At 50.4% G+C, this 14,259-nt stretch carries 8 protein-coding genes and 1 pseudogene; 1 reads left to right on the top strand and 8 read right to left on the bottom strand.

Annotated elements, in window-relative coordinates:
• The 3 genes and pseudogenes from DBR24_RS05370 to DBR24_RS05360 form a co-directional block, all read right to left on the bottom strand.
• Positions 1-762, bottom strand: a pseudogene (locus tag DBR24_RS05370) (glutamine synthetase family protein); the annotation flags it as partial.
• A gap of 200 nt (positions 763-962) precedes the next feature.
• Positions 963-1,655: a sensor histidine kinase KdpD gene (locus DBR24_RS05365; protein ID WP_123466969.1), complete on the bottom strand. Its 693-nt coding sequence runs from the start codon at positions 1,653-1,655 to the stop codon at positions 963-965.
• Positions 1,652-3,256: a tetratricopeptide repeat-containing response regulator gene (locus DBR24_RS05360; RefSeq protein ID WP_128614132.1), complete on the bottom strand. Its 1,605-nt coding sequence runs from the start codon at positions 3,254-3,256 to the stop codon at positions 1,652-1,654. The genes DBR24_RS05365 and DBR24_RS05360 overlap by 4 nt, the downstream gene beginning before the upstream one ends.
• A gap of 330 nt (positions 3,257-3,586) precedes the next feature.
• Between DBR24_RS05360 and DBR24_RS05355 the strand changes: the two genes are divergently transcribed.
• Positions 3,587-4,630, top strand: coding sequence for a restriction endonuclease (locus tag DBR24_RS05355; protein ID WP_128614131.1), 1,044 nt, complete (start codon positions 3,587-3,589; stop codon positions 4,628-4,630).
• On the opposite strand, the gene DBR24_RS05350 is transcribed toward DBR24_RS05355, so the two are convergent.
• The 5 genes from DBR24_RS05350 to DBR24_RS05330 form a co-directional block, all read right to left on the bottom strand.
• Positions 4,607-6,379 (bottom strand): Eco57I restriction-modification methylase domain-containing protein, encoded by a 1,773-nt coding sequence (locus DBR24_RS05350; protein WP_128614130.1) that lies wholly within the window; start codon positions 6,377-6,379, stop codon positions 4,607-4,609. The genes DBR24_RS05355 and DBR24_RS05350 overlap by 24 nt on opposite strands.
• Before the next feature lie 777 nt (positions 6,380-7,156).
• Positions 7,157-7,819 (bottom strand): hypothetical protein, encoded by a 663-nt coding sequence (locus DBR24_RS05345; RefSeq protein ID WP_128614129.1) that lies wholly within the window; start codon positions 7,817-7,819, stop codon positions 7,157-7,159.
• The gene (locus DBR24_RS05340; RefSeq protein WP_128614128.1) at positions 7,800-11,135 is read right to left on the bottom strand and encodes a hypothetical protein; all 3,336 of its coding nucleotides are present in this window, start codon (positions 11,133-11,135) and stop codon (positions 7,800-7,802) included. The genes DBR24_RS05345 and DBR24_RS05340 overlap by 20 nt, the downstream gene beginning before the upstream one ends.
• Positions 11,132-12,538, bottom strand: coding sequence for a tyrosine-type recombinase/integrase (locus DBR24_RS05335; protein WP_158277022.1), 1,407 nt, complete (start codon positions 12,536-12,538; stop codon positions 11,132-11,134). Before DBR24_RS05335 ends, DBR24_RS05340 begins: the two co-directional genes overlap by 4 nt.
• Before the next feature lie 132 nt (positions 12,539-12,670).
• Positions 12,671-13,921 carry a DUF4427 domain-containing protein gene (locus DBR24_RS05330; RefSeq protein ID WP_128614126.1) on the bottom strand — a complete coding sequence of 417 codons (1,251 nt, stop codon included), beginning with the start codon at positions 13,919-13,921 and terminating at the stop codon, positions 12,671-12,673.
• Positions 13,922-14,259: the final 338 nt, after the last annotated feature.

Raw genomic sequence — 14,259 nt, 5'->3', positions numbered from 1 at the left:
CCCGCCGATGAAATGGCGGAACATTGCGGTCGGCTGGCCGCTCTCGTCGCTGAACACATTCTTGCCAGTGGCGATCTCGACGAGGCTCTGGTGAATGTGCATCGAACTGCCCGGCGTGTGCGCCAGCGGCTTGGCCATGCACACCACACTCAGGCCGTGCTTGAGCGCGACTTCCTTGAGCAGGTGCTTGAACAGGAACGTCTGGTCGGCCAGTAACAGCGGATCACCGTGCAGCAGATTGATCTCGAACTGGCTGACACCCATCTCATGCATGAAGGTATCGCGCGGCAGACCGAGGGCCGCCATGCATTTATAGACTTCGCTGAAGAACGGCCGCAGACCGTTATTGGAACTGACGCTGAACGCCGACTGGCCATCCTCGCGACGCCCGTCGAGGCCAACCGGCGGACGGAACGGCTGGGTTGGATCGGTGTTCGGCGCGAAGACAAAGAATTCCAGTTCGGTCGCCACGACCGGTGCCAGACCGCGAGCGGCGTAACGAGCGATAACTTTCTTGAGTTGACCACGGGTCGACAGATTGGAGCTTTCGCCACTCAGTTCATCGGCATCGCAGATGGCCAGGGCACGCGGCTCGTCGCTCCATGGCAGGGGATGGATCATGCTCGGCTCGGCCACCAGCGCCAGGTCGCCGTCATCACTGCCGTAAAACCGCGCTGGTGGATAACCACCCATGATGCATTGCAACAGCACTCCCCGCGCCATCTGCAAACGCCGCCCTTCGAGAAAACCCTCGGCGGTCATCACCTTGCCTCGCGGCACGCCATTCAAATCCGGCGTGACGCACTCAATCTCATCAATGCCGGTCAGTCGCTGCGCGAGTGAACGCTGGCCATCGGTTGTCATGACGCAATCCTTGTTATTGTGCGAGCCGCGAACGGCGACCCGTACAAAATAGGCTCCGGCTGTTCGGAATATCAAGCAGCGTCAAACAAAAATCCGGGTCACGGCAGATAAAGGCTGAACACCCCGCCACCCAACGGCCCGCCGTTGCTGATTTCGGTATGCCCGACCACGCCATTGCGCTGATGCAAAGCAGCAATGCGGTTAGCGAAATACAGGCCCAGGCCGGTGCTGCCGCTGCCGTGATTGATGCCCTGCACGTAATCGGCCTGGCGCTCGAGCATCTCGGCCGGGTAACCGTCGCCGTCATCGTTGATGCTCAACACCAGTTGCCCGGCCTCGTCGCTGACGGTAATCAGCAGCGACTCGCGGGCATAACGAATGGCGTTGTTGATGCAGTTGCCCAACACTGACGCCACCAATTCGCGATCGAAGAACCCCAGCGGGCTCAGCGGATCGACTTCATAGGTGGCGATAATGCCGCGACTGGCGAACACCTCTTGATGCGCTGCCAGTTGCGCCTCGATGAAATCATCCAGCTCGTGATACGCCGGTTGCAGCGGCATCTGGTTGACGCCGAGTTTATACAGCCCGAGCAACTGCACCAGCATGCCGTTGAGGTGGGCGAACTCGAAGTCGATCACGCCCTGCTCTGCCCCGCTGCGCTGCGCTTGAGGCAAGCGCGCCAGCCATTGGCTGTGGGCCTGCATCAGCATCGCCAGCGAGTTCTTCATGTCGTGAACGGTGGAGGCAATCACCGTGGAGAAATCCAGCGCCTGCTCGTCTTGGTTCATTCGCCAAACGCCTTGCTTTTCAGCTTCTGATAACGCGCATAACGCGCGTCGGTGTCGGGCATCAGGCCGACCATTTTCAGGCAGGCCTGACATTCTTCCAGCTCCGCCGACGGCACATTGGTGTCGGTGCCGTGCAGCAGCGACTGGGCCATGTTCAGCGCGATACTGATGTTCTTCGGTTGCATCTTCAGCGCCTTGCGGAACACCTCGCGGGCCTCCACCAGGTTGCCGGTCTTGTACACACGCACGCCCTGACGGTTGAGGTCAGCGGCGGCGTTGCTCGAACTGAGGATAGTCGGGTCGTCGGTGAGCTTGGCAATGTCCTTCATCACCGCCGGATCATCACCATAGATTTCCGCGCAGCTCTTGAGCATCGACGTGCCGGCTTCGGCCTGACCGAGCATCTGCAACTGCTTGGCGACCAGCAGCGCCGCTTCAGGACTCATGAACTGCTCCATGCCGTCCAGACGCATCAGCGCTTGCTCGGTGAGCTTGTCAGCGGTTTCCGCGTCGTTGAGCAACAGGCTGGTGGCCTTCATCAGGCGCGCACGAATCTGCAGGCCAGGGTCGGTCGGGTTCTCCTTGGCCACCGCGCTGAGGGTGGTGTTGATCTCCAGCCGCGTGCGGGTGTCGAGACCGCGCTCGCTGCCCTTGCTGATCAACGCATGAGCCAGACCAAGGTTGCTTTCCGGATCCTTGAACCGCGACTGCGCGCCCTGCGCCACCGCTTGCCGATAAGCGCGCGAGGCGGTGTCGAAGTCTTCGTTGGCCATTGCCAGTTTGCCGAGCAGCGCTTGCCGACGCACCGCCAGCGGCGACAACCGGATCGCCTCTTCCAGCACCCGCTGCGCGCCTTTGGTATCGCCCTCGGCGACCAGCACATCGGCCATGCCGTCGTACAACGCCGGCATCATCGGAAACACTTTCAGCGCTTTCTCATAGACGCCCTTGGCCTGCGCCACCTGCCCACGCTTGAACAGCAACTTGCCCAACCCGGCAAACGCCCACGGCAACGGCCGGTCGGCAATGATGCCGTCGTAAAGGCGCTCAAGGGCTTCGTTCTGGTTCATGTCGCGCAATGCATCGGCGCGATAACGCAGGCACAGCGGCGAATAGCGGATGTCCTGCTTGCACAGCGCAATACAGGCATTGAGCACCTCGACCGGCTTACCGCGATCGAGGGCTTGCAGAATCGGTTTGAGCAACGTCTTGCGCTGCTCCAGACGCTCCAGACGCTGCGCCAGGCCGGAACGGTTGAACGGTTTGGTCAGGTACGCATCCGGCTCATGCTCCAGGGCACTGAGCACCATCGCCTGACTGGTCTCGGCCGTCACCATGACAAACACCGCTTCATGGCTGATGAGCTTTTCCGACATCAGGTCTTCGAGCACCTGCTGGCCGTTCTTCTTGCCGTCGCCGAGATGGAAATCCTGCAGGATGAAATCGTAGGACTTCTGCGCACACATCTTCAGCGCCTGCTCGCCGGTATCGGCGGTGTCCACATCCTTGACCCCCAGCTCACGCAGCATCGAACGCACGGAACTGCGGAAATCCGAGAAATCATCGACGATCAGAAAACTCTTTTGGTGATACGACAGCATCGAGGATTTCCAGGCAATTGAAGTAGGTGAACCGCAGGAGATTTCAGGCGCGCAGATGATAGCTGGAGGCCAAAGGCTATCAAGCGATTTCGCGCGAGTCTGAAGTCGCCGATTGAGTTATCGGCCAGTCGCGGCGTTCTCTTAAGCAATCCGCTCAAGATTCCTGATGCGTGCTGGCCCTGTGCCTCGGCGGAGAGCGCCAACTGCTGCGGATGCTGCTCAAAGTCTGTAGCCTTACAGTCATTTGTAAGAAAAGATGTGCCGCCATTACCCATTGTTCCGATGATGCCAAGAGCCGCGTTTCGGAGTTGCTAAAGCAAGGAGCATTAGATGCACCCCAAGCACCATGACGACTACAAATCCGCCATTTCATCATCAGGCATGGATATTTACTGCCCTGTTGAAGTGGGTGATGCGGATTACTGGATTCCCACCGCGCAACTCGAAGCACTGTTAAACCAAGGTCTGCAGGGACTGTCTTTGGAGGGACTTGCCCTTCGAACCCGCTCCAAAGTGGTAAAGACGCAAGTTTGCAGAGCACTTGGCTACCCCGCTCCAATGTCGTTCAGAAAGACACAGCCACGCTTCCCAGGGCAGCAGCTAGATATCTACACCCAGAAATCGTTGAACCTTCAGATCTGGAACGAAGAGCTTTTCCCCACGCGTCGCTACGCAATCATCCACATAACCGAGGATGACATGGTAGACCGTGTAAAAGTTATAAACGGACAAGAACTCGCGTTACTGGATACCACAGGAACCATTACGACCAAATATCAAGCAGGGTTTGAACTCGGTGTCTGGAATCAGGAGCTTGTTTCGCAATACGACACGCTTCCAATCCAAATGCATGTCCAGTCAGGCTTGGTTTTTGACCGCTGGACAAGTCCTGTGCAAGAGCCAGAAACCGGAATGTTGTTGCCGATCAGCGAAATCTTTTTTCGCTTGGCTCCATTGATCGGCATGTCTTTCCCCGACCCAGGAAGAACCCAAGAGCGCAATCGCGGCGCGGGCCTCCACCGATTGATCTGCCAAGCCCTTGGCTACAGCAGTTACGAGGATAACGGGCAGTTTCCAGACATACGCCACCAGATTCTGGAAGTGAAATTACAGACATCCCGCACCATTGATCTAGGCCTGGTCCTGCCCAGCAGCATTGGCCCTCTGGACATTCAACAAGTGGGAGACTTCCACCCCCGCCACTGTGATACCAGGTATGCCATCTTTTACGCGAACACCAATGGCGTCAACGTAACCCTGACACATTTACTGGTTGTCACGGGGGCAGATTTTTTCGACCGTTTCCGCCGCTTTGAAGGCATGGTTACAAACGGAAAAATCCAGATACCACTACCTCGAGACTTCTTCAGTTAATCCAAACACCTGCCAGACCAGAGCGTTCAGTTCAGAAATCATCTGATCTGCCGCGCTCGACGGCAGTTCTGCATGAATCGCCTTGGCCAGCGCAATGATCGCCTGGGTTTCCTTTCGGGCCGGATCGGGCAAAGGAAACTGTTCAACGTACTGCGTAATGAAACGCCGTCTACCCGCGTAAAGCTTGTTATTGAAACGATGATCATAGAATGACTCGATGAACGTCGAGTTAGCCACCGCCAGGGCCAGCCAGAGCAGATCATTCTCGTCCTCTCGCTCACACTGGATCCAGTAACACTCGCCATTGACGATGCCACCCTCGGTATCCATCCAGAAGGTCGGCTTCTCGGATATATCCGGAAAGACAATCTTTGGCGATGACCAGGCAGCCGGATCCTGAGGCACCCACAGTTCGTACCAGGCCCGGCCTGCTTTTATCACGTAACTACGGGCTTCCAGCACATCACGATGCCCCTTGAGATAACGCGCAGCCAAGGGATACAAGCTCAGATCAACAGCCTTGCGCCCTCCTCCCGACGTCGCTTCATGTGGGTACATGATCTCCTTCATGTGTTTTGCCTGGCTCGGGACACGGGCCTTGAACTGACGCGCACAATGACGAGTGATCAGCGGGCGAAGAAGTTCGGGACGACCACCTGGCAAGTCTGACCAGTCACTACGAACAAACACTTTGTCAGCGGTGGACTTCACTCCCACGCGGATCTTGCCGATCCGACGAAACGTGTTCCAGGTGTTTTCACTGACCGTGGCCAGCCACTGATCGCCGGTTTCCGTTGAAATACGCCATACGCCTTCAGCGTGATCACCGTTTTCCAGCAGACCATGACGAACTGAAAAATTCCGCCCGTCCGGAGTAGACACAATAGTGTTGTCACTCATCGCCAGCGCCTCAAACACGTCCGACGCTTGAATCAAGGCGTTTTCCTTGCATTCATAAATCGTCGAGAAGGCAATCTCTCCAACACTTTGATCCGATGGCGCTTTTATTCCCCTGGCCAACAGAACAGCGGGCAACACCGCCGCATCAAACAGCTTGGTATCGCCGAAATCCCAGACGTGATCGATCTTGAATTGCGACAGCAGAGCTCGCCTAACGGCCTGCCCTGACTTGGTCGTCATAAAGCGATTGGAGGTTATGACCCCGGCCACGCCGCCCTCGGTCAGAACCTGGGAAATGCCCAACAGGAACGGGTAATACAGGTCCACTCGACCAGTCAGACCAAATCTTTGCGCCAATTGCTGAGCCTGCTCGCCCCCCATGATTTGGGTACGAACATAAGGCGGATTGGCGATCACCAGATCGAAAGGCATTGGCGCCTGCGCAGCACTGGATGAAAGATTCGCATCGCCACTCAGACTCAACACATGATCGAGAAAATCCTTTTCTTCGATCAGCAAAGACACATCCGGGAAGACCTTGCGCAGTCGAACAGATGCACGCGCCACAGCGCCGGGATCTGTGTCATAGCCGACAACCCTTATCCGATTCAGGATGTCTGTCGGCATGCGCATGAGCAGCGCCTCGAGCAGAGCACCATCGCCAACCGCAGGATCCAGAACACGGATTTCACCCTGTGCGGGCAATTCTGCGAGCGAAACCATCTGATCGGCCACGAAGGCAGCAAAATCCGCAGGCGTGTAAACGACGCCAGCTGATTTCTGCTGGTCAACGTCGCCGTATCTGCGCGTGTTGGCAGGAAGGATTGCAAGGTCTGTCGAACTACTCATATGGAACATTTCCGATGCCGGATCAAAAGGATCAAGTCCCCCCGTTAACGGGCCAACCCTTCAAAACCGACAAGAGTACAGGTTTTACAGCCCTCTCCGAACCGCGATTTCGGGTTTTTCGAGCATTCCGATGAAGGAAGCGACAAGACGCCTGATCACGCCGAATCACTATCCAATTGAAGATGCAACAAGAAGGACGAAGGACCGCTAGGATCAGGCCCGCGCAATCTTTTTACCATTACCAAGGAGAGTGACAGAGCAGAAACCGGAAAGCCGCTATGGAGAACGACCCGATGTAACCAAGCTGGAAGTTAAGCCAGTGAAATATGGTGTCCCAGGGCAGGTTCGAACCCTTATCTGGGTGAACCGACCTGGAATCATAAATTCGATATAATATTTATTCATAATAATCAATGAGATAAACCGACGCAAGGAGAATATTTATAATAAGTGCCCAGACTTCTCTTTAAGCCGTGCAAGCTAAGCCATTTAAGCTGAATAAAAGAGAGTCTTCGAAAGGTTTAGGGGGGGAGGACGTCAAGCCCGCTTCAGCACTTGGTTTGAGTGGCCATGTGGAATCGCCCAAGTATATTGGCCGGCTTGAGTAGGTAGATGAGGAAACGAGGCCAGAATGGCGGGATTATCCCGCATCCATTTTCATGAGCAGGAGTTAATCAGAGGAAGGCTGGGTGCATTCTGTCCAGTTTTTATGAATTGAGGACAAAAATTCACTGTGACTTTACCCCGCAGTGAGTATCACCTGCACCTACGTCGCCGCTAGCGCTTCAATCGCCGACCAGTGATGGCTGCTTGCTTCCAACATAGGTAACCATAAAAATCCGCGCTATCAACGAGTTTTGATCCTATAGAGTTGTTTACTATGAGTGCCCCTTCCTCCACTGCGATAAATGATTCGAATTCATTGATCAGACTATCAATTGTGCGATAAGCCGACTCCAACTCGTCAACAACCATCGCTGCCGAGTCAACTGTTCCTGCCTGGTCTTCCTCGGCGTTGGCTTCGAGTATTTTTAGCTCATTCTCTAAATACCTATTAATATTACTGACATCTAATAGCTTAATCCTCAGTTTACGCTCTCTCACCAATGCTTGCTGCTGCGCTGCCTCTATAACATTTGTGTGCTTCACCATCCACTCATCTAAAAGCACTCGGTACCTTTCAGTCTTAAGTAGATTTGAATGCGACACAGCTTTAATTGGTTTCACTTCTGATAGATTGGCACCAGCAACTAATTGCGCGAAGGCAAGCCGCCGTTGATGAGTCATAATCCTCGCAGCCTGTTTCGCCAAATGAGTTACGCATTCTGGAGACGCGCTAACCTCTACACACTCTTCGAGCGCGGCAAGCAACAAAAGCATTGTCTGCTCTACGCTGTTCTGCTGAAAAGCCTTGAATGGATTATTTTTTGAGTAATTCATCTAGCACCTTGACTCCAGGTAATGATGCCCTTCCATTCACCAGATATTTACCCCATTCCTCAGAAGTCATATTTACGAATTCAATTAATCGCCCTATATCAACTGCACCTGCTTCAATCAGCTGTCGAATAGTAGCCATTAAATGAATCTGAGGCTGCGCATCACTAGGAAGCATAATCGCTTCATACAGCTCACCTTTTTCCGCCAAAATCAGACGCACACACCTGTTCATCTTGTCAGTGAAGCCTGGAGATGAGAATTGCGGAAAATCGTATACTTGTTCAACTCGCAATAAAAACTTACTTACAGAGTCTGACGCTACAATTGTTGATTCGCTATTAGCATGAGATAAATTACTATCTGAATTTACAGTCAAGTATTTAGGAGCGACACTATTATTCTCACCTTTCACCAGCATTACGTCCAACGACCGTTCAATTAGATACCAGCCCATTAGATCCTCCGCCGCTCTATTGAGTTTAGACTGGAGAAGCTGAGCATCTGACTTATTGATATTATTTACAGTACGGGCGTGTCTGATCTTAAGCTGTAAGTCTGCCAGCTCTTCCGCCAGTTGATGCCGTTTCGCAGAAACGGCATAAATGAAGTGTGTGGCAAAAATTGCTTCCGGGCAAATCGAGCATCTTGCATAACCGCCAAGTAATGCAACGATTTTTTCAGGACAATCGAACCCGTACGGGCACAAATGCGTTGAACATGTCATAACTGTAGGAGGTAGATCTGAAGCTATTACCTGTGAACCAGCACTACCATGCTCACCGCCCGCTCTATATAATTTAGTAAGACCATACTTAACGATGAAGTCAGGAAGCAGGCCTGACTTTATTGATGCAAACAATTCCTTAACAAGATCATTTTCAGAGGTATCAAGATGTTTAATGATGGACGTCTTTGGCTCATCCTTATGATTGAATGCACCAGCCATTCTCTGAATCAAACAGTGCTCACCACGGTTGTAATATGAAGCAGCCGAAGCCGTCTGCCCAGTAGATCTAGCAACTATTTCAGCACTCTCATACTTAAGGAGATCGGTCAAATGAGAAGCACGAGCTCCATGCGCCGTCACTTTGATCCGAAATGAAACTGGCGAGAATGGAGCATCATCTTGAGAGATACGCTCTTGCGCTACACCTACCTCGCGAGGGAGGGACATCGACATCCACTCATCCCAATCATAGAAATGCTTTGAATTACCTAAAGGCGGCGTTGGAATCAAAGCTATGAATTGAGGTCGTCCACCGTAAAAGCCGTGTATCCATTTTTGAAAACTCAACGCTTGAAAGCGATGAATACGTTCATATTGCCCATCGGATATTGGATTACCTGAACTAGGATCGTGAGCAAAAAGACAATTAATTTCTCCCCACTTACTTAACGGCCTACCTTCATAAAACACTGCCCGATCAAAAGCTGATACACCATCCTTGACCATTTGTTTACGCCAAGCATTCTGGACATCTAATGAGGCGATGACTATATTTCGACAAATAACGGTGAATGGTTGCTCATAAATTTTATCAGTATTAACATATAAAACATCCACCCCATAGATCTCGTCAACATTCCGACGCGCAAAATAATCATATGTTTTACAATCAAGCCACTGTAAATTCTGCCCCCTCATCCCACCTTGGGAAAGAACAAAGGGAAATATAAATGATGCAGGATTGAAATAGCTGCGGCCGTTATGGAGTACAAACAATAGACAGCGACAGTCTATTTCAGCTATCGGTATAGCGCACTTATCGACATACACAAAGGGGACATAACCCAACTCTGAAAAATTCAAATAATCCTTATTGTACCTAGCTGCCTCCACAGACCGTACATACAAATTCACATCTTGATTGATATGCTGCGTCAAACTCATGAGTGATAACAAAAACTCAGAGTGCAAGCTGAGCAATTCGTCCTCATGTATATTTTTCACCGAGCGTTTTTTCTTCTGTTCTTTCTCTTGAAAAAAAACAGGCTGCACAACGCTATCGCACCCAAATCTGTTATTGGCGTAAATAATTATCCATTCAAAAAACGCTTTAAGCTTGCTAGTCACAGGCTTTGCTACCGAAAAACCTAAAGATTTTGAAAACTCTAGAAAGGTGAATGGCCTTTCTGAGTTCGCTTCACCTCGAGCCTTGTAGAATATGCGACCTTCAAAATTATTCGGTGTGGCAGGATAAACCAATTTAGTGCATGGATTATCGCGAAACCAAGGTGACAAATACAAAAAAAGGTAAAAATTAAACCTTCCAAATATAGAGCCCCAAGCATCTGCTGCTTCATACCCATGCTGCTCTAGGAAGTCGGCCTCGAGCTCCAGCCATAGAGTTATTTCATTTGAGCAATGGATATTGTTTTTTCGCAGAAGCTCTCCAAGCTGAAAGCACTGAATTTCCGCAGGCCCGAACAAAGTCATATGGCATGTACTACGCTGTTCTTTAACAGTCTGCAGCACACCATCTGCAGTTAGAAAAGGACTAAACAGCTTTTCTACAATACCTTTGTCAGCTATTCGCTGCCTGCGCGCGCTTCTGCCAGCCCGAAACAAGACTGAAGCCTCCGATATATCTTCCGAAAGCTGACCGGGAAAAACAGAATTGATATGGGCAAATAACTGAGCAAACGGGATCGGTGATATCTCAAAGCGTCCATTGGGGGAAAGCTTAGTTTTGCGTGCATACTGCCATGCTACGCAATCGTCCAAATTAATATCTGCTGGCGAAAACCAATTAGATGCGAACAAAACTTTAGTTGACATATCCGCTAGGCGCTTCGCTTTTCTCTCTGCAAAGTTCTGATTATCACGAGCCTTTGACTGAGGAGAGTTATAGAGATTTTCAAGCTGAACAGACCGCATCAAAGGAGTATAGCAATTCACTCCATTCTCTGGATCATCCATCCATGTGCCCTTAGGCCTTGAAAATTTGTACGGCAACAATACACACTCAGCTTTGTACATCAACATCAGTATTATGCGGCAGCCTGTACGAAACGTATTTCGAAGATTTTTTTCTCCGAAGCTACCAATCCCGATAAATTTTTCAAAATCTCGCTGACTATTACGTCCAGAGCGCCGATAAGCCTCCAGACAGAAACTATTCATATGAATTAGTAGTTCTTTTGAATCATAATTAGCGTAGCCACAAACTTCGAAAACCTTCCAGAACCCCCAGATATCAGCTTGTGTTTTCCTGATCTCCGAAAGCTGCCGCAAAACTTTAACCGCATCATGTAAAGCAATATCAAGCTCGCGTTTTTCTTTGAGAAATATTAGTTCAAGAGAAATATTAATCATGCAGCCTTGGCCTCTTGAGCTTTCAATTCCCCCTCAACCATTTTCTTGAATGTTTTAGCCCGATCCATATGATAGATGAGCATGAGCTCATTAAAGCTCTTTTTGTGCCGGTTATCTCTCATACTGAACGCCAGCGCGAGCTTTTCTTCGATCTTCACCTTATCTATGATTGCGTATGTTTGAACGCTTTCAACCGAAGCATGCCCGGTTAGGAGAATTATCTCACTATCCGAAAGTCCCATGCCTTCTGTGTGTAATATAAAATTTTTAAGGAACACGCAAAAACTATGTCTCAGGCTATGAAGCTTCATTTTATAAGGCTTAATAAAGTCTTCCCCCAACACTTCTGTAGCAGCAACTTGAAAGGGCCGGATCACATTGAATTTATAATCACAAAAACGAAGAGGCTTAGCATCCGCGCCTTGAAATATAAAATTGTGTCTAGCCTTAGCGTCGTACTCATACTTCATATAAAGAGAAAGCGCTTCAAAAAACATCTTTGCATAGGGCTCAATCAAAAATGTGAACTTCGTACGCCGCCCTTTCCAGCTCAACCTATTTATTTCTATTTCACCCAATCCAATATAAGAAAGCTTTATTTCTTCGCGCTCTTTAGGATTTACTGCATACACTTTAGCTTCAGAGAAATCTATATCCTCCCAAAGCAACTGCAACACTTCGGATATCCGCAAGCCTGTAGCAGCCAAAAGGCACCAAATTGCTGCGTCCCTGTAACATGTGGCGCGCTCGACTAAGCTTGAAATAAGCTCCAATGGGAAAAACTTTGACTGATCAATTATCTGAACCTGTGGATTATTCCTCGGGATGTCGCGATATAGCCTCTGCGATCTACCGACATTTTTCCTACCTGTGCCCCACAGACTTATCCTACCAATTAACAATATACGACTTGAAAACTCCTGTAATGCCGCAAGTAAATTGATAGATAAATCCATCTCAAGCTTTGACGCAGAGCTATTACGCAGGTCAAAAAGAAATAGATTATTGAGACACAGAAACTGCGTCACAACCACATGATAGTTCCTGGCTGTCCTTGACGACACACCACGACGAGGGCACTCAATACTGATATTTTTAACGAGCTCATCAGCGGACTTGTCCCCATGAACCAGGTACGAGTAATAGCCGTTGCACAATTGGTTAGCTACAGATGCCGACACAACGCCCGCGAGATCAAACCCTGCAAACAGATAACGTAAGAAACCAACCAAACAGTAGAGATATTTTTTTACGGAATTAGGTGACATACTGGCATCGATCATTTCCGTGAGAAATGTCCGAAACGGGATAAATTCAACTCCGCGTCCCGTCTCATCTATGCAAATCAGCTTGGGACAGCTACGCCCTTTATAGACGGATGCAACGAGATTGAACTTGTACATACATCTAACTCCCGTCATGACAGACTGCACGAGACCAAATCTCATCACCGCCGAAGAAATACTTCTGAAGAAAAAGAGCGCACGCTTTTCAGAAAACCACACAGACAGCACGAATAACTCGTGCTTGAATCGCTAGCTGGCGGCATTGTCTTCGTCAGATTCGGATGTAATGCGGAAAAATCCACTCCATGGGTGACCGCAATAGCTTGGAAGATCATCGGGGAGCCAGGAATCGCGCACGCTGAAATAAGAGCAAGCCACGCCATGCTCTTGCTCCAGTTGCTTGCATAGCGTTTTGACGATCAGTTGCCGCTCGCGCAGATCGCGCCCACGGCCAAGTTCGTTCAACGTACCCAGATACCGACCAGACTTGTTCACAACCACGCGCCCCCCCTTCAAGAGCGCTCGCACATAGGGGTGGGAGTTATCCTCGAAGTAAACCCAGCAGCCGCCACGTTCTTGGGTCTCCTTTTTCAAGGATGAAGCCTCCAGAGCGGAAACGCGCTCCGTGAAATCTGCCACAGCTATGGCAGCAGCTTCATCGGAAACCGTCATGCAAGATTTGAAGTCAAAGCACGCCGCTCTCATCGAAGCTTCCTGCTCTAGCGCAGTGAGCCCGTCCAGCTCAGCCGGCAATCGCTCACATACCAGGAGATGGTCAAAGTGATCTACCGATACAAGCCGCTGGTCGATAAGGGACAAGATGTCGTACTGAAGCCTCAAGGCATCAGCCTCGGTGGCTACTACCACACCGACTTGTGACCACTTCTTTTGGGTCAGATCTAGCCCCGGCAGCTTTTCTCCAAGGTGCCCTTCTCGCTCAATTTTTTCGATGGCGCGGCGATAATTCCGGGTATAAGGCCAGCGCCATTCCAACTCCGCCGTCTGACTACCGAAGATATCAAGCTGACCATCCAGATAGCGGTACTGATTGCGCCAAATCTCTTCCTGGGTCACAGGCTCCGACGGGTGACTTGCTTGAAGCATCGCTCGCAGGTTTTCACCCCGAACTACCTTCGTTGCGCCAGCTTGCTCCGCTAAAGGCGTAGGGAAAGTGATCGCGTACTGGGTGACAGCACCGCTAGCCGCTGCCAAGCCATCTCGAACAGCGACTAAATCAGAGACGCTAAAACCTGAAAAACAAACAGCAGGATGGCTTCCCTGAATCGTCGCATGCCCATTCCTGACGCCGAAGGTGGCCCAGATGTGATGGAAGCGAATAGCGACCCTCAATAGGAACCGTCCAGGCCAGCAATCTTCAGCCCAACAGTTAAGAGCGAAACTTTCCGGTATGAAATCGGGCCGTGAGCCGCTAGTGAGATCGACGTCTCGAAAATAATGTACGACGCGATTGGGCTGTTCGACATCAGTTCGCTGCGCCATATGAGCTCCTTTTTTTAGGACAAGCGGCCTTCGCCTCTTAATTAGAGGTTTTTGATGAGAGTGTTTTTGTACCCTTGTAGTGCATAAAAAATAGACCACCCAAGCACTTCAGGCAAGTAACCACGCACAAAAAAAAATAAACTTCTCACACCAAAAAATAATTATGCACTTATTGACTCATACACATAACACCAAAATAAAATCAAATACATCACAAGCACAAACAAATCAACAATACGTATAAATCTTTGTCAATGATCCTTCCACCAAACCAACAATACCCCTAAATAGCAATACGCTCTCATAATTACGACCCCATATTTCCGCGCCAATAGATC

The sequence above is a fragment of the Pseudomonas sp. HMWF006 genome, assembly GCF_003061205.1.
Classification (GTDB): Bacteria; Pseudomonadota; Gammaproteobacteria; order Pseudomonadales; family Pseudomonadaceae; genus Aquipseudomonas; species Aquipseudomonas monsensis.
This window is presented reverse-complemented; position numbering and strand designations above follow the sequence as displayed.

Coding starts and splice junctions, on each gene's coding strand:
- DBR24_RS05365 (WP_123466969.1), bottom strand. CDS start 1,655: ATGAACCAAGACGAGCAGGCGCTGGATTTCTCCACGGTGATTGCCTCC.
- DBR24_RS05360 (WP_128614132.1), bottom strand. CDS start 3,256: ATGCTGTCGTATCACCAAAAGAGTTTTCTGATCGTCGATGATTTCTCG.
- DBR24_RS05355 (WP_128614131.1), top strand. CDS start 3,587: ATGCACCCCAAGCACCATGACGACTACAAATCCGCCATTTCATCATCA.
- DBR24_RS05350 (WP_128614130.1), bottom strand. CDS start 6,379: ATGAGTAGTTCGACAGACCTTGCAATCCTTCCTGCCAACACGCGCAGA.
- DBR24_RS05345 (WP_128614129.1), bottom strand. CDS start 7,819: ATGAATTACTCAAAAAATAATCCATTCAAGGCTTTTCAGCAGAACAGC.
- DBR24_RS05340 (WP_128614128.1), bottom strand. CDS start 11,135: ATGATTAATATTTCTCTTGAACTAATATTTCTCAAAGAAAAACGCGAG.
- DBR24_RS05335 (WP_158277022.1), bottom strand. CDS start 12,538: ATGTACAAGTTCAATCTCGTTGCATCCGTCTATAAAGGGCGTAGCTGT.
- DBR24_RS05330 (WP_128614126.1), bottom strand. CDS start 13,921: ATGGCGCAGCGAACTGATGTCGAACAGCCCAATCGCGTCGTACATTAT.